Source organism: Actinoplanes xinjiangensis (assembly GCF_003148685.1).
In the GTDB taxonomy this organism is placed as follows: domain Bacteria; phylum Actinomycetota; class Actinomycetes; order Mycobacteriales; family Micromonosporaceae; genus Actinoplanes; species Actinoplanes xinjiangensis.
Genome location: NZ_QGGR01000012.1, coordinates 145,335 through 161,480, shown reverse-complemented (window position 1 = coordinate 161,480; position 16,146 = coordinate 145,335). Strand labels below are relative to the sequence as shown.

Annotated in this window: 14 protein-coding genes; 5 read left to right on the top strand and 9 right to left on the bottom strand. The window is 70.5% G+C overall.

The window, feature by feature from the left end:
- Positions 1 to 32: 32 nt before the first annotated feature.
- The 7 genes from BC793_RS26120 to paaN are packed head-to-tail and all read right to left on the bottom strand — an operon-like array spanning position 33 to position 6,468.
- Positions 33 to 845, bottom strand: a complete 813-nt coding sequence (locus tag BC793_RS26120) for a GNAT family N-acetyltransferase (protein ID WP_239169908.1) — start codon at positions 843 to 845, stop codon at positions 33 to 35.
- A gap of 51 nt (positions 846 to 896) precedes the next feature.
- Complete coding sequence (locus tag BC793_RS51595) at positions 897 to 2,183, bottom strand: 2Fe-2S iron-sulfur cluster-binding protein (protein WP_239169909.1); 1,287 nt, start codon at positions 2,181 to 2,183, stop codon at positions 897 to 899.
- A gap of 1 nt (position 2,184) precedes the next feature.
- Positions 2,185 to 2,679 (bottom strand): 1,2-phenylacetyl-CoA epoxidase subunit PaaD, encoded by a 495-nt coding sequence (paaD, locus tag BC793_RS26105; RefSeq protein WP_109596959.1) that lies wholly within the window; start codon positions 2,677 to 2,679, stop codon positions 2,185 to 2,187.
- Positions 2,673 to 3,602: a 1,2-phenylacetyl-CoA epoxidase subunit PaaC gene (gene paaC, locus BC793_RS26100; protein WP_109596707.1), complete on the bottom strand. Its 930-nt coding sequence runs from the start codon at positions 3,600 to 3,602 to the stop codon at positions 2,673 to 2,675. The genes paaD and paaC overlap by 7 nt, the downstream gene beginning before the upstream one ends.
- 9 nt (positions 3,603 to 3,611) lie before the next feature.
- The gene (gene paaB / locus BC793_RS26095; protein ID WP_109596705.1) at positions 3,612 to 3,899 is read right to left on the bottom strand and encodes a 1,2-phenylacetyl-CoA epoxidase subunit PaaB; all 288 of its coding nucleotides are present in this window, start codon (positions 3,897 to 3,899) and stop codon (positions 3,612 to 3,614) included.
- Positions 3,896 to 4,807 (bottom strand): 1,2-phenylacetyl-CoA epoxidase subunit PaaA, encoded by a 912-nt coding sequence (gene paaA, locus BC793_RS26090; RefSeq protein WP_109596703.1) that lies wholly within the window; start codon positions 4,805 to 4,807, stop codon positions 3,896 to 3,898. Before paaA ends, paaB begins: the two co-directional genes overlap by 4 nt.
- Positions 4,804 to 6,468, bottom strand: coding sequence for a phenylacetic acid degradation protein PaaN (gene paaN, locus BC793_RS26085; RefSeq protein WP_109596957.1), 1,665 nt, complete (start codon positions 6,466 to 6,468; stop codon positions 4,804 to 4,806). Before paaN ends, paaA begins: the two co-directional genes overlap by 4 nt.
- A 52-nt stretch (positions 6,469 to 6,520) precedes the next feature.
- On the opposite strand from paaN, the gene BC793_RS26080 reads away from it, so the two are divergent.
- Positions 6,521 to 7,111, top strand: coding sequence for a TetR/AcrR family transcriptional regulator (locus BC793_RS26080; protein WP_109596701.1), 591 nt, complete (start codon positions 6,521 to 6,523; stop codon positions 7,109 to 7,111).
- 201 nt (positions 7,112 to 7,312) lie between these two features.
- A complete protein-coding gene (locus tag BC793_RS26075) occupies positions 7,313 to 9,289 on the top strand; it encodes a LysM peptidoglycan-binding domain-containing protein (protein ID WP_109596699.1) in 1,977 nt (658 codons plus the stop codon).
- A 90-nt stretch (positions 9,290 to 9,379) separates the two neighbouring features.
- Here BC793_RS26075 and iolD read toward each other — a convergent pair whose 3' ends face one another.
- A complete protein-coding gene (gene iolD, locus BC793_RS26070; protein WP_203896128.1) occupies positions 9,380 to 11,263 on the bottom strand; it encodes a 3D-(3,5/4)-trihydroxycyclohexane-1,2-dione acylhydrolase (decyclizing) in 1,884 nt (627 codons plus the stop codon).
- 20 nt (positions 11,264 to 11,283) lie between these two features.
- Entirely contained in the window at positions 11,284 to 12,168 is an 885-nt protein-coding gene (gene iolB, locus BC793_RS26065; RefSeq protein ID WP_109596696.1) for a 5-deoxy-glucuronate isomerase, read from the bottom strand.
- Between the two features lie 249 nt (positions 12,169 to 12,417).
- On the opposite strand from iolB, the gene BC793_RS26060 reads away from it, so the two are divergent.
- The 3 genes from BC793_RS26060 to BC793_RS26050 all read left to right on the top strand — a co-directional run bounded on the left by BC793_RS26060 (position 12,418) and on the right by BC793_RS26050 (position 15,828).
- Entirely contained in the window at positions 12,418 to 13,185 is a 768-nt protein-coding gene (locus BC793_RS26060) for a dioxygenase family protein (protein WP_203896129.1), read from the top strand.
- A gap of 47 nt (positions 13,186 to 13,232) precedes the next feature.
- Positions 13,233 to 14,240 carry a TerC family protein gene (locus tag BC793_RS26055; RefSeq protein WP_109596694.1) on the top strand — a complete coding sequence of 336 codons (1,008 nt, stop codon included), beginning with the start codon at positions 13,233 to 13,235 and terminating at the stop codon, positions 14,238 to 14,240.
- A gap of 1,348 nt (positions 14,241 to 15,588) precedes the next feature.
- Positions 15,589 to 15,828: a response regulator transcription factor gene (locus tag BC793_RS26050; protein WP_109596953.1), complete on the top strand. Its 240-nt coding sequence runs from the start codon at positions 15,589 to 15,591 to the stop codon at positions 15,826 to 15,828.
- Positions 15,829 to 16,146: the final 318 nt, after the last annotated feature.

Genomic DNA, 16,146 nt, shown 5'->3' with positions numbered 1-16,146 from the left:
AAATCCGCAAATCGCCGTCACTTTCCGACATTTCATTCGGAAGAGTTCGCCTTGAGGGTCCGTCGCATGCAGACCCGCGGCCAGCGGTCGAGGCCCGCCGCCGCCTCGTGATCCCGCACCGCCCGGAGCTCCGGCATGATCGCCGCATCGTCCATCACCGCGAACCCGCAACGCCGGTAGTAGGGCGCATTCCACACCACATCGGCGAACGTGGTGAGGGTGAGCGCCGGAGCGCCGATCTCCGCCGCATAGGCCGCCACCCGGTCGATCAGCAGCCGGCCGACACCCCGCCGCGAGAACCGCGGGTGCACCGACACCTGCTCGACATGGACGTTCCCATCGAGCAGATCCGCGATGAGGTAGCCGACCGGCGCCCCGGCGGACGACGAACCACCCCACTCATCGGCACCGACACCGGGCAGAGCAGTACCCGACCCGACAGGAGGCAAGGCGGCGGTCGACCCGACCCGGGTCACAGCAGCGGTCGGCTCAACCCGGGGCGGGGCAACAGTCGGCCCGACAGGAGGCAAGGAGGCGGTCAGCCCGACGCGGGGCACAGCAGCGGTTGACTCGACCCAGGGCAGGGCGGCGGTCGACCCGACCAGGGGCTCAGCAGCAGACGGCTCGACCCGGGGCGGGGCAGCGGTCGGCCCGGCCGGGGAGGGCTCCGGATCGACCGCGACCCAGGCGCGGCCCGCGGTCACATACCCGGACAGGATCTCGATCGGGAGCGGCTCGTCTTCGGCGATCTCCGGCATGCCGATCTCGCGGAAGAGCGCCCCCGCGGCATGCTCGATCTCCCGCAGCGCCGGCAGGTCGCCGAATCGTGCATTCCTGATCCGCATCCGGCGATTGTGCCCCGCGCCGATCCTGGCCCATACGCGATTTCCGGAGCCTCACTGGTCGAAGTCGATCACCACCTTGGGTGTGGCGGCGAGCGACTGACAGGTCAGCACGAACCCGGCCGCGACCTCGGCATCCTCCAGGGCGAAGTTGCGGCGCATCGTCACCTCGCCGTCGGTGACACGGGCCCGGCACGTGCCGCAGACCCCGCCCTTGCAGGCGAACGGCAGGTCCGGCCGCGACTTCTGCGCTCCGTCGAGCAGGGTGACCCCGTCCGGCACCGGTACGGTCGTCTTACGCCCGTCCAGCACCACGGTGACCTCGCTGGTCGGCCCGTCCGCCAGGCTCTCCGGCCGGACCGGCGGCGGTGGCGCCTCGTCCACCCAGAACAGCTCGCGATGCACCCGGCCGGCCGGCACCCCGAGTTCACCGAGAACCGTGGTGGCGTCGGTGACCATCCCGAACGGTCCGCACAGCCACCAGTGGTCGACCGCCGGCACGTCCACCAGCAACGGCACCAGTTCCCGCAGCCGCTCGCCGTCGAGCCGGCCGCTGAACAGCTCGGATTCCCGTGCCTCCCGGGACAGCACATGCACGAGTTCGAGCCGGTCCGGATACCGGTCCTTGAGGTCGGCCAGTTCCTCCGCGAACATGACCGTGTCCGCCCGCCGGTTGCCGTAGAAGAGCGTGACCTCAGCACCCGCCGACGACGAGGACGACGAGGCTCGTGGGTGCGGCGCGGCCCGGCCGAGCCACCCGCCCCGCCGCGACGACGAAACCCCCGGCGATGAGGAGGATGGGGAGAAGACCGCCGGCGGCGAGGAGGAAACCTCCATCGGGGCGGCGGAAGCCCCCGACCGGGAAGACGAGGCCTCCAACGAACCGGAGGAGATCCCTGGCCGGGAAGAGGAACCCCCCAGCGGGGCTGGGTGAACCCCCGGCCCGTGAGAGGAGGCCTCCAGGAGGGAGGCGGCGATCGACAGGACCGGGGTGATGCCCGATCCGGCGGCGATCAGCACGTGCCGGCCACCGGCGGTCAGGTCCGGTGTGAACGTGCCGGACGGCGGCGCCACGTCGACCAGGTCACCGGGCCGGAGGTCGTGCACGATCCACCGGGAGATCCGGCCGCCCGGCACCTCGCGCACACCGATCCGTGGTGCGGCCCCGGCCGGAGCGCAGATCGAGTAGGTGCGCCGCTCGCCGTCACGGTGGACGGTCAGCGACTGCCCCGGCCCGAACCGGAACACCGGCGCCAACTCGGGGGGCACGTCGAACGTGACGGCCACCGCGTCCGCGCACAGCCGGTCGACCGCGGCGACCCGCAGCGGATGGAAGGGCATCTCAGATCTCCCGCACGTGTTCGAAAGGTTCCCGGCACGCGGGGCATCGGCGCAGCTCGCGGCAGGCGGTGGCACCGAACGCCGCGAGCACCTCGGTCGACGGCTGCCCACATCGGGGGCAGGCGACCGCGGTCCGCACGCCTAGGGTGAGCGGGATCGGCCCGGCCGGGCGGGCAGGTGCCGCTCCGGGCGGGGCGATGCCGGCTTCGGCGAGCTTGCGCCTGCCGGTCTCGCTGATCCAGTCCGTGGTCCAGGCCGGCGCCAGCACGGTACGCACTTCGGCCTGCCCGAACCCGGCCCGGCGCAACGCCACGCGGATGTCGGCGCGGATCGTCTCCATGGCCGGGCAGCCGGAGTAGGTCGGCGTGATGGTCACCAGCACGCCCTCGTCGTCCTGCCGCACCTCGCGGACGATCCCCAGCTCGGCGAGCGTGAGCATGGGTAGTTCCGGGTCGACGACCGACGCGACCACGTCTGCCGCCGTCGCCGTCACCAGGCACCTCCGGGAACCGACCGGGCCAGAGCCTGCATCTCGTCCAGGATCTCCACCAGCCCCGGCGTATGCGCCCCGTCCCGCCCACCCGAGGCGGCAGAAGGCGCCCCGGCCGGCGAACTGGAGGCCGGCAGAACGGCGGCCGGTGAAACGGCGGGGGCGACGCCCGGCGCCGTGAGGGTCGCTGTGGCCAGGACATACGCCCAGACGTCGTCGAATGCCGCCCGCAGCCCGGCCGGGTCGACCGCGATCCCCGCCGCGGCCAGGCGCGTCTCGACCGGATGCGGCTGGAACAACTCGCCGAGCAGCGGGGTGAGTGCGTCGACGGCCGCGGCCATCCGCCGGTGGGAGAGTTCGGTGCCGTCGCCGAGGCGGACCACCCACTGGGCCGCGTAGTCGCGGTGGTAGGTGACCTCCTTGACGCCCTTGGCGGCGATCGCCGCGAGCATCGGATCGGCCGACCCGGTGAGGCGTTGCAGCAGCTCCAGCCGCCACACCGAGAACGCGCAGAGCCGGGCCACCAGGTGCGCGAAGTCGTCGTCGGCCCGCTCGGCGAGCCGCACGTTGCGGAACTCGGCGGGCGGCCGGTGCATGGCCAGCTCGTCCTCGTCACGGCCCCGGCCCTCGGCGGCGCCGGCCCGGGTGAGCAGCAGCCGTGCCTGCCCGAGCAGGTCGAGGCCGATGTTGGCGAGCGCCAGCTCGTCCTCCAGTTCGGGTGCCCGGGTGACCCACTGCTGAAGGCGGTGGGACAGGATCAGGGCGTCGTCCCCGAGCATCAGGCAGTACGCGGCGAGGTCGGCCCGGTCCACCCCGTCGGGCAGGTCGCCGGGCACGCCGGCGAGCGGGTCGCTGAACCCGGTGCCGTAGGCCCAGCGGGCGTCGTCCTCATGATCGGTGAGCGCGTCGTACGCGTCGTCGAATGCCATGTCCGGGCCTCAGATGTGCGGGACGGAGTCGGGGATCGTGTAGTGCGTGGGATGCCTGTACACCTTGTCGCCGCTGGGCTCGAAGAACGACTCCTTGGCGGCGGGGTCACTGGCCACGACCGCGTCGGACCGGACCACCCAGATGCTCACGCCCTCGTTGCGCCGGGTGTAGAGGTCACGCGCGTGGTGCAGCGCCATCTCGTGGTCGGCCGCCCGCAGCGATCCGACGTGCACGTGGTTGAGCCCGCGCTTGGCCCGCACGAACACCTCGAACAGCGGCCACTCGTGACTGGTCATGACATCCCTTTCGCCGCGTGCGCCGCGGCCGCCTCGCGCACCCACGCGCCGTCGGAGTCGGCCTCGCGCCGGCGCCGGATGCGCTCCTCGTTCATCGGCCCGCCGCCGGTGATCACCCGTTTCAGCTCGGCCCAGTCGGGCTGCCCGAAGTCGTGGTGGCCGCGTGCCTCGTTCCACCGCAGCTCCGGGTCGGGCAGGGTGACGCCCAGGGCGGCGGCCTGCGGCACCGACATGTCGACGAACCGTTGCCGCAGCTCGTCGTTGGTGTGGCGCTTGATCTTCCAGGCCATCGACTGTGCCGTGTTGGGTGACTCGGCGTCCGGCGGCCCGAACATCATCAGCGACGGCCACCACCAGCGGTCGACGGCGTCCTGCACCATGGCGCGCTGCTCGGGTGTCCCCCGCATCATGGTCATCAGCAGCTCGTAGCCCTGGCGCTGATGGAACGACTCCTCCTTGCAGATCCGGATCATCGCCCGCGCATACGGCCCGTAGGAGCTGCGGCAGAGTGGGACCTGGTTGCAGATGGCGGCGCCGTCGACGAGCCAGCCGATCACGCCGACGTCGGCGAACGACAGGGTCGGATAGTTGAAGATCGACGAGTACTTCTGCCGGCCCTCGATGAGCCGGCGGGTCAGGTCGCCCCGGTCGGCGCCGAGGGTCTCGGCCGCCGAGTAGAGGTACAGCCCGTGGCCCGCCTCGTCCTGCACCTTGGCGAGCAGGATCGCCTTGCGGTGCAGCGTGGGCGCCCGGGTGATCCAGTCCCCCTCCGGCTGCATGCCGATGATCTCGGAGTGCGCGTGCTGCGCGATCTGCCGGATCATCGTCTTGCGGTAGCCCTCCGGCATCTCGTCGGCCGGCTCGATCCGCTGGTCACGCGCGATCGCCTCGTCGAAGGTGACGGTCATGAGGACGCCACGTGACGACGGGACTGGAGGGTGAAGAAGCGCCCGGCCACGAACCAGTCGTCGGTCAGGGACGCGGTCGCCGCCGGGTTGGCGCCGGTGCCGTGCAGGTCGCTGAACGCGGCCGTCTGGTTGACGAACACCCCGCCCGTCAGGTTTTCCGACAGGTGCACACCGGCGTCCAGCGCGGCCGACCGCGCGGCCTCCAGAACGGCCGGGTCGGTCGAGTGCACCAGCGCGCTGAGAGCGCCGTGCGCCCGCACGGTCTCGACGAAGACGGCGAGGCTGTGGGCGGTGGAGTCGGTGGTGATCAGATACGACACCGGGCCGAAGCACTCCTGCGTGTAGGTCTTCTCGTCGGCGGCGTCGAGGCGCACCACCACCGGGGTCCGGATGGTCGCCCCGGGGAACTGCTCGTCGCTGACGGCGGTCGACGGGTGCAGGACGCCGGACCCCGAGGCGGCCTCGTCCAGCCGCCCGAGCACGCCGTCGTTGACGATCGCGCCGAGCGTCCCCGCGGCCCGGCGCGGGTCACCGAGCAGCTTGTCCAGCGCCGCGGACAGGTCGGCCCCGAACTCGGCGACGTCACGGTGGCCGGCGTCGGTCTCGATGCCGTCGCGCGGGACCAGGATGTTCTGCGGGGTGGTGCACATCTGGCCGCTGTACAGCGAGAGCGAGAAGGCCAGGTTGCGCAGCAGTCCCCGATAGTCGCCGGTGGAGTCGACGACGACCGTGTTGAGGCCCGACTTCTCGGTGTAGACGACGGCCTGGCGGGCGTTGGCCTCCAGCCAGTCGCCGAACTCGCTGGACCCGGTGAAGTCGACGATCCGCACGTCGGGGTGGGTGGCCAGGGTGGCCGCGATCCCGTCGCCGGGCTCCTCGGCGGCCAGGGTCACCACGTCGGGGTTGAGCCCCGCCTCGGCCAGGACCTCCCGGCAGACCTGCACGGTGATGGCGAGCGGCAGCACCGCGCCCGGGTGCGGTTTGACGATGACCGGGTTGCCGGTGACGAGGCTGGCGAACAGGCCGGGGAAGCCGTTCCACGTGGGGAAGGTCGTGCAGCCGATGACCAGGCCGACACCCCGGCCGACGACGGTCGCGGTCTTCTCCATCGCGAGGTCGCCCTTGGTCCAGGACGTCCGGGCCGGCAGGCGGGTGGTGCCGGACAGCGCGCAGGCGACGGCCTCCAGGCCGCGGTCGAGGGCGTGGGTGCCGCCCGCCTGGAAGGCCATCACGAAGGCCTGGCCGGTGGTGTGCTGCACGGCGTGGGCCAGCTCGAAGACGCGGGCGTGCAGGCGGGTCAGGATCTCCGCGGCGATCCCGGCGCGGCCGGTGGGCCCGGCGTCGCGCCAGCCGGGCGTGGCGGCGCGGGCGGCCGCGACGAGGGCGAGCGGGTCGGCCTTGGGATAGCTGACGCCCAGCTCGATGCCGTAGGGCGAGCGCTCGGTGGCGACCGCGCCGACGGCGCCGGGCACGTCGACCGGGAACGGCTTGCCCAGCAGGGCGGTGAAGGCCCGGTCACCGGCCGGTGCGGCCTCCTCGCCGTAGACCTTCTTGCTCGGCGACTCGGGGAACGCCGACCAGTAGTCACGTGCCGCGGCCGCCGAGATCGCGCGATCCAGCAACTCGCGATGGGTCTGGTAGAGCTCAGCGGGACTCGTCATGCCCTCCATTAACCGCCCGATCGGTCGGTAAATCAAGGGCTAGATTCTGCCGATGGAGAACAGCCGTCGCCGGGGCCGTCCGGGCCATGATCAGAACGCGGTGCTGACCGCCGCCGTCCGGTTGTTCAACACCCACGGGTACGACGCGACGAGCATGTTCGACATCGCCGAGTCGCTCGGGATCACCAAGTCGACGCTGTACCACCACGTCAGCAGCAAGGAGCAGATGCTGACGATGGCCGTGGACCGGGCGCTCGGCGCGCTGGAGGAGGCCGCGGCGGAGGCGCTCACCAGCACCGACCCGGCGACCGTACGATTGCGGCGCCTGATCCGCAGCAGTGTCCTGGTCCTGGCCGAGCGCCTGGAGTTCGTCACCCTGCTGCTGCGGGTGCACGGCAACACGGTGGCCGAGCAGCATGCCGTGTCCCGCCGACGGGCCTTCGACCGGATCGTCACCGACCTGGTCAAGCAGGCGCAGGCCGAGGGTGGCGTGCGCGCCGATGTGGACGCCGCGACCGCGGCCCGCCTGATCTTCGGCATGGTGAACTCACTGATCGAGTGGTACCGGCCGGATCGCGGCGCACCGGAATCCATTGCCGACACTGTTTCCGACCTGGCATTCGACGGATTACGCACGCACTGACCCCCGCCCGGGGGATCGCCTGTCGGCTGTTTTGTTGGCACCATCTGCCAACAACAGCGCCGCCCTGTGTCAAACACTTGTCTCCGCTGTGTGCGCCCACTGCCTAGGGTGGCCGCTGAGAGACTCCGACGCGCGGCCATTTCGCGGATCGCATGCGCAGAATGCGCCGAAATCAGGCTAACGAAAGCGTAGGTAATCACCATGCCTCGTCTCGGACACGGCCGATCGATCTCCGACGAAGACATCGACAGGGCGAAACGGGAACTCGCCGAGTTCGCCGCCCGTTCACCACTGGCGTTCGCGCTCGCCCCACCGGTGGCCACCCATCCCTTCGACCTGCTCTTCCCGAGCCTGCAGGAGGACGAGGCGAACCTGCTGCCACGGTTACCGGACACACCGGCCAAACTGAAGCGGCTCGGCCAGGCGATGACCGACGACGACCGGCCGGACGACAGCCCGATCCCGGCCGCCTACACCTATCTGGGCCAGTTCATCGACCACGACATCACCCTCGAGGTCGACGACCGGGCGGCGGGCCTCGGCTCCGGTGGCATGGCGGTGCTGCTGGACCCGGCGATGACACCGCTGCCGCCGGAGGTGATCCGCCGGGTGCTGCGCAACCAGCGGACCGCCCGGCTGGACCTGGACAGCCTCTACGGGCCGCCGGCGCCCCGCGATCCGGACGACGCCGACCGGATGCTGATCGGCCGGGTCCACGAGATCACGCTCCAGGACCCGCCGAACCCGAACCCGCCGCCACTGGCCCGCCCGAAGGGCAAGAGCGACGACAACGACCTGCCCCGCGAGCCGCGCAACGCCGATCCGAGGTTCGACCGGGCGGCCCTGATCGGTGACCCGCGCAACGACGAGAACACGATCATCTCGCAGCTGCACGTGGCATTTCTGAAAGCGCACAACAAACTGATCGATCAGGGCCTGTCGTTCCGGGACGCCCGCCGGGTTCTGCGCCAGCATTATCAGCACGTCGTGGTGCAGGATTTCCTCAAGAGGATCGCCGACAAGAAGATCGTCGACGACGTCGTCGTACACGGGAACAAATGGTTCAATCCGCACGCCGAACCGTTCTTCATGCCCATCGAGTTCGCTGTCGCCGCGTACCGTTTCGGGCATTCGATGGTCCGGAGTCTCTACGACTTCAACTCGAATTTCCGGACGAATACCCGACCTCCGGGCAGCCTGGACCTGCTGTTCGTGTTCACCGCCCTGAGCGGCCAGCTGGGTGAGGACATCGGCCTGGAGCCGGCCGACAACCTCCCGGAGAACTGGATCATCGAGTGGGAGAACCTCGTCGGTTCCGGTGACGGCGTGATGAAGGCCCGCAAGATCGACACTCGGCTGGCCTCGCTGAACGGCGGTGCGCTGTTCCGGCTGAAGAAGACGACCGGTGAGCCGGAGGCGCCCGCCGACGCCGGCCGGCTGGCGGTGCGCAACCTGCTGCGCGGCTACCGGCTGCGGCTGCCCACCGGCCAGGCGGTCGCCGACCTGCTCGGGGTGCGGGTGCTCAGCAAGGACCAGATCCGGCGGGCGGCGGGCAGCGACGCCCAGCGTGCCGCCCTGGACGAGAGCGAGTTCCTGACCCGGACCCCGCTCTGGTATTACGTGCTGGCCGAGGCGAAGGCCCTGCACGACGGCGCCCACCTGGGCCCGGTCGGCAGCACGATCGTCGCCGAGGTGCTGGTCGGCCTGGTCCGCCGCAGCGAGGACTCGATCCTCAAGCAGCCGGGCTGGAAGCCGACCCTGCCGTCGGAGAAGCCGGGCGTCTTCGAACTGGCCGACCTGCTGCGCCTGGCCGGGGTGCTGCCGGGCGGGCAGAAGCCGCGCACCTACACCGTGCAGCGCGGCGACAGCCTCGCCGGAATCGCCCGGGAGCAGCTGGGCGACGAGGCCCGCTGGCCGGAGATCTTCGTGCTGAACCGGGCCACCGTCCCGAACCCGAGCCGGATCTTCCCCGGTCAGATCCTGTTCCTGCCGCCGGCCCGGCCGACCGGCCCGATCCCGAGGCTCTACACGGTCAAGGCCGGTGACTCGCTGTCGAAGATCGCCCACCGGCAACTCGGCGACGAGAACCGGTGGCGCGACATCCTCACCCTCAACCGCGACGTCATCACCGACCCCGACCGGATCTTCCCGGGCCAGGTCCTGGTCCTGCCCACCTAGTCAGAGCAGGGGCAACAGCTCAAACCCTTCTCCGGTACGCCCGGCGCCTCACCCATCGTCGCAAGAGGCGTCGGCGCGCTCCCGGTGGTGTCAGACTCCCCCGGGCCGCAGATGATGGCGCTGGTCGCGTTTACCGGCCAGGTACTCGGCGCGGGCGTCACGGGTGCTGTGCAGCGTGGCCACCTCGGCGACCGGCACCTCCCACCAGGACTCCGACTCCGGCGCCGACGGAGCCGGGTCGGTCTCGATATGCAGCACGGTCAGCCGGTCCGCCTCGCGGGCCGCCTTGATGCCCTCGACCAGGTCGGCGATGCCCCGGCAGCGGATCACCGAGGCGCCCAGGCTCTCCGCGTTGGCGGCCAGGTCGACCGGCAGGCGCGGCCCGTCGTAGTCGCCGCTGCGCTGGTTGCGGTACCGGTACTCGGTGCCGAACCGCTGTGACCCGACCTGCTCGGAGAGCCCGCCGATGGACGCGTACCCGTGGTTCTCCACGATGATCACGATGAGTTTGACACCCTCGGCGACCGCGGTGACGATCTCCTGCGCCATCATCAGGTAGGAGCCGTCCCCGACCAGCGCGAACACCTCACGGCCGGGTTCGGCGAGCTTGATCCCGAGGGCGCCGGCGATCTCGAAGCCCATGCACGAGTAGCCGTACTCGACGTGGTACTGCTTCGGGTCGCGGGCCCGCCACAGCCGCTGGAGGTCGCCGGGCAGGCTCCCGGCCGCCTGCACGACCACGTCGCGGGCGCCGCACGCCTCGTTCACCACGCCGATCACCTCGGCCTGGGTGGGCAGGTCACCCGGCGTTCCCCGGCCGCGGTACGCGTGCTCGACCGTCGCCCGCCAGGCCGCCATCTCGTCGCGGACGTCGCCGGTGAAGCGGCGGCCGTGCAGGGCGGGCAGCAGCGCGTTCAGCCCGGCGCGGGCGTCACCGACCAGCGGCAGCGCGGACAGTTTCCCGGCGTCGAAGCCGGTCACGTTGAGGTTGACGAACCGTACGTCCGGCCGCTGGAACGCGGTCCGCGACGCCGTGGTGAAGTCGCTGTAGCGGGTGCCGACACCGATCACCACGTCGGCGGTGCGGGCCAGCCGGTTCGCGACCGGGGTGCCGGTCGCCCCGATCCCGCCGACCGCGTTCGGGTGATCCCAGTTCAGGGCGCCCTTGCCGGCCTGGGTGTCGGCCACCGGGATGCCGGTCTCGCGGGCGAACCGGTCGAGGGCGGCCGACGCCTCGGAGTAGATCACTCCCCCGCCGGCGATGATCAGCGGCCGCTGGGCGCCACGGATCACGGCGGCCGCCCGTTCCACGGCCAGCGGGTCCGGTACCTGCCGGGGCACGTGCCACACCCGCTTCGCGAACAACTCGTCCGGGTACTCGTACGCCTCCGTCTGAAGATCCTGGGGTAGGCAGAGGGTGACCGCCCCGGTCTCCACCGGGTCCGTGAGCACCCGCATCGCGCTGAGCAGCGCGTGGGGCAGCTGCTCGGGGCGCCAGATCCGGTCGAAGAAACGGGACAGCGGCCGGAAGGCGTCGTTGACCGAGACGTCGCCGCTCCGTGGGTCCTCCAGTTCCTGCAGGACCGGGCTGCTCGCGCGGGAGGCGAAGACGTCCGACGGCAGCAGCAGCACCGGCAGCCGGTTGACCGTCGCGAGGGCCGCGCCGGTGAGCATGTTGGTCGAGCCGGGACCGATCGAGGCGGTGCACGCCATCGTCGACAGACGGTTGCGCATCCGGGTGTAGCCGACGGCCGTGTGCACCATGGCCTGCTCGTTCCGGGCCAGCCGGAAGGGCATGTCGGGCGCGCCGGTGCGCTGGGCCTGGAGCAGTGCCTGACCGATTCCGGCCACGTTGCCGTGCCCGAGGATGCCGAGGAACCCGGCCACCGCCCGCTGCTCGACACCGTCCCGCTCGGTCCACTGGTTCGCCAGGAAACGCACCACGGCCTGGCCGACGGTGAGCCGCTGCTTCACGATCGCCTCTTCCCCCGCATCTAACGCCTCTTTTCGCGGACTGAGGTGAGTGGCAACCGGGAGTCGACCCGCTCGGCGGCCCATCGCCCGCGCACCCAGCCGTGGGCCGGGTCGTCACGAACCAGCCGGCGCCGTTCGCCGGGGCCGGCCATCACGTTGAGGTGGTACAGGTCGTAGCCGGGGGTGGCCATCGACGGTCCGTGCCAGCCGTAGGGGATCAGCACGACGTCGCCGCTGCGCACCTCGGCGCACACGTCGATCGGGCGGTCCGGATGGCCGTACACCCGCTGGTATCCGCACCCGTGCCCACCCGCCGGGGAGGCGGCCACCTCGAAGTAGTAGATCTCCTCCAGGCAGCTCTCGCCGTCGCCCTGCTCGTCGTGCTTGTGCGGCGGGTACGACGACCAGTTCCCGCCCGGGGTGAGCACCTCGGACGCGATCAGCCGGCCGGTCTCGAACGACTCCGGGGTGCAGAAGTTGTTCACCTGACGGCTGGCCTGCCCGGCACCGCGCAGCTCAACCGGGACGTCCTCGGCCGGCCCGTACCGGAACGGCAGGGTCCGGTCCGTGCGGGCGGCCGGCAGGGCGAAACGTCCCCCGTTCGGGGCGCGCAGGGTGACCTGTGTCCGGCGGGGCAGGTAGGCGAAGTCGGTGACCCGGGAGAAGACCGACCGGCGGCCGGTCAGGGTGAGACGCTCGTCGTCGCAGGCCACGTCACAGCCGCCGGACAGCGGCAGGACCAGCATCTCGTCGCAGCCGGTGGCGAACCGGACCCGCCCGCCGACCGGCAGATTCACCACGCGCAGGCCGCTGTAGTCCCAGCCGGCGTTCTCCGGGCTCACGTTGACGTCGAACGGCCGCTCCGCGGAGCTGCCCCGCGGGACCAGCGGATTCACCCGCGTCATGGTGCGGTCTCTGCCGCGAGGCGGCGATCGCTCCGGCAACGCTGACGGAGCGCATCGCCGCCTCGAGGGGTCATGCGCGGTCCCTTCGCCTTGGTCACCCAGCGGTAATGGACCGGCGACGCTGGGTCCGGGCCTGGTTTCGATGTAATTACGTGGCCACCTCCGCGTCAATACCGGGTTTATTTGCGTCCGCAACTAAATCGGCGTAGCCTGGCGTCGAAAATAGTTGAAGCTTCAACGGAGGTCCCGATGCGCATGCCCGCCCTCTTCCTCAGCCACGGTGCCCCGCCGCTCGTCGACGACCCGACCTGGGTGGCGCAGTTGCAGACCCTCGCCGCCGACCTCCCCCGACCGAAAGCGATCCTCGTCGCCTCGGCACACTGGGAGTCCGCCCCGCTGATGCTCGGCGCCACCGGGAGCGTCCCGCTGGTCTACGACTTCGGCGGCTTCGCCCAGCGCTACTACGAGGTGCAGTATCGTGCGCCCGGCGCGCCCGCCCTGGCCGCCTCGGTGCGCGCCCTCATGCCGGACCACCGGACCGTCGCCCAGACCGACCGCGGACTTGATCACGGTGCGTATGTGCCGCTGACCGTCATGTACCCCGACGCCGACATCCCCGTCCTCCAGATGTCACTGCCCACCCTCGAACCCGACGACCTGCTCGACCTCGGCCGCCGGTTGGCCCCGCTGCGCGACGAGGGCATCCTGATCATCGGCTCCGGGTTCACCACCCACGGTCTGCCGTTCCTGCGTGACTGGCGTCCCGACGCGACCGCGCCCGGCTGGTCCCGCGAATTCGACGCCTGGGCCGCCGAGGCGCTGGCCCGTGGTGCCGTCGACGAGCTGGCCGACTTCCGCGACCGTGCGCCCGGCATGCCGTACGCGCACCCCACCATCGAGCATTTCGCGCCGATGTTCCTCACTCTCGGTGCATCCCAGGACCCGGCGCAGGCACCCTCACAGCCGATCGACGGCTTCTGGATGGGCCTCGCGAAACGCTCATTTCTCGTCGGATAAGGCCGCTTCTCAGGATGTTTGCAGAATCTTTGGAGATCCTGTGAAGCATGCTTGAGGTCTCCGCGCTCGGGTGGATCGTCACCATCGGTGTCATCGTCGCCCTGCTCGCCCTCGATTTGACTCTCGGGGTGCTACGTCCACACGTCGTCGGCTTCCGCGAGGCCGCCGGTTGGTCGATCTTCTACATCGCCGTCGCCATCGTCTTCGGCATCGTCTTCGGGAGTGTCTACGGCTGGGGTCCCGGTACCGAGTACTTCGCCGGGTACATCGTCGAGAAGAGCCTGTCGGTCGACAACCTCTTCGTCTTCGTCATCATCATGACCACGTTCGCCGTGCCCGAGCGCTACCAGCAGGAAGTGCTCACGTTCGGCATCATCATCGCGCTGGTGCTGCGGGTCATCTTCATCGCGCTGGGCGCGGCCCTGCTCACCGCGTTCTCGTTCATGTTCCTGATCTTCGGCCTGATCCTGCTCTACACCGCCGTCCAGCTCTTCCGGCACCGCGACGAGGATCCCGACGTCGGCGAGAACGCCCTGGTCAAAGCCGGCCGCCGGTTCCTCCCGGTGACCGAGGACTACGTCGAGGGCAAGATGGTCACCCGGATCGACGGCAAGCGCATGTTCACGCCGCTGTTCCTGGTACTCCTCGCCATCGGCGGCACCGACCTGCTCTTCGCCCTCGACTCGATCCCCGCGGTCTTCGGCGTGACCGAATCGGCGTACATCGTCTTCGTCGCCAACGCCTTCGCCCTGCTCGGCCTGCGAGCCCTGTTCTTCCTGGTCAAGGGCCTACTCGACCGCCTCGTGTACCTCTCCACGGGCCTGTCGCTGATCCTCGCCTTCATCGGCGTCAAGCTGGTGCTGCACTGGGCCCACAAGGACATCAACGACGCCGTCCCCGAGGTGTCGACACCGGTGTCCCTGGCCGTCATCATCGGCATCCTGATCATCACGACGGTCGCGAGCCTGATCAAATCCCGGCGCGACCCGTCGCTGAAGGCCCACGCCGGCAGCCTCCGGGCCAAATCCAGCGACCAGCAGCACGCCGAGAACTGACCACCATGCGGGGGTCGCCGCAGGCGGCCCCCGCATTCTTACCTCCCTCTCGTGCGGTACGCCGCGAAGCGCTGCCGCCGCGGGCCGCCCCTCTCGTTCGCCCGGCTTCGCACGCCCGGCCCCGCCTCGATCGCCGCGCTTCGGTGACTCCGCTTCGGTCGCTCCGCTTCGGTCGCTCCGCTTCGGTCGCCCGGCCTCGCCTCGCCGCCCCGCTCGCTTTGCCTCACCGTGTCTCCCTGCTCCCCCGCCGCGTCGCCCCGCCTGCCTCGCGCGTCGCCCCGCCTGCCTCGCGCGTCGCCCCGCTCGCTGCCCCGCCGGCCGCCCAGCTCGCCGGGCCCCGCATCACAGCCGTGCCCCGCTCACCGGGCCCCGCATCACAGCCTTGTCTCGCCGCCCCGGCCCGCTCGCCGTCGTTGTTCTTCCACCTCGGCCACGGGCTCTGGAGAGCTCTCGTAGTCAGGTTCGCGATTCATGCTGTGAGATTGGTGATGAGCTGCACAGATGCGGCTGCCACCTACCCAGGGGCTGGCCCGGTGGCTCCGGTCTAGGCTGCATCGCCCGGGGACCGGTGGTCTGCGAGCGATGCCGAGAGCGCACGCAACGCTTATGCGGGCTGCTGTCACCGCCATACCCCGATTGGGCGCACACGATCGGCCGGTCGTGTGCGCCCATCCGTGCCAGGACGTATCGAAAGCCCACGTTCAGCGAACGTGGGCGCTGACCACCGTCACCGGTCCCGCCGTCGGCGACCCGCGGCAGGTCCACCATCCCGGCCGAGAGCGGGCGGCCGATAGACATGGGCTAACGACGCCGCCCGGCACCGGCGTGCCCGGCAGTCCTGTGCGAACCGGCTCGGGAGCACGGTGAACTGCCCGAGCGTGGTCGTCAGTCCCCGGCCCGATCCTTGTCGGTCAAGGCGGCGTAGACATACGGCACGCAGCCGGATCTGCCTCATCTGCCTCAGGAGGCTCACCAGGCTCACGGCGCCGGAGCGCGTCGGCGTCAAGTGGCGCGACCCTCGCCCCGCACGCAGCACCTTCACCGCCAAGGCTCCCTCTCGCGTAGGGCGGCCGGCCTGCGGCGCGCATCTGGTACCACCACCGCTTCGGAGCCGCTCCCCCGGCCGCGTAGTACGAATATGATCATTACGGTCGGTCATCGTCGACGGGAACGCATCCGTGGGCTTCTACGTTCAGTGATCATCTATGTGAGTGGCGTACTGGCCGTCACGGTCGGTTCACCCCTGATGCGATCTCAGTGATGCCGTGCAGTCGGGGCGAATGTGCCAACCACAACCGTTACCAATGATCGGTTGCGCGCTCGCGTGGGCACCGGGAAAACGATCTTCATGAATGATGCATTGCGGACCGCACCGCGCCGATCCCGTCAAACGAGCGAACTCACCGACCGTGAGGTTCAGGTGCTGACCCTGGTGTCACACGGCAAGACCAACAAGCAGATCGGCGCCGTCCTCTACCTCAGCCCGGCAACGATCCACAGCCACTTGAAGAAGGTGTTCCGCAAACTGGACGCCAACGACAGGGCCCATGCGGTCGCCCAGGCGTTCCGGGCCGGGATGCTGCAGTGATCCCGTTTCCCACCGCTCCGGGCGAACTCGGCGGCGCCGCCACCCGGCTCCGCCCGGTTCACTCTTCCGACCCGTAGCGCCGCTATCCGCAGTCACCCGAATGAACCCGCTCCGCGTCTCGACCGGCCGCGGGCGCATCGAGCGCCCGCGGCCGTCGTCAGCTACAAGCCGTCGGCCGGGCACAACCACCACCCACCAGCGGTCGCACCCGGTCGCCGTCACTCTCCGACCGAAGGCCCCGGTCCGACCGACAACGCCAACTCCCAGGCAGCGCGACCGGCCACGGCCACCGTCCCACCAGACCGTCGACAGAGAGCA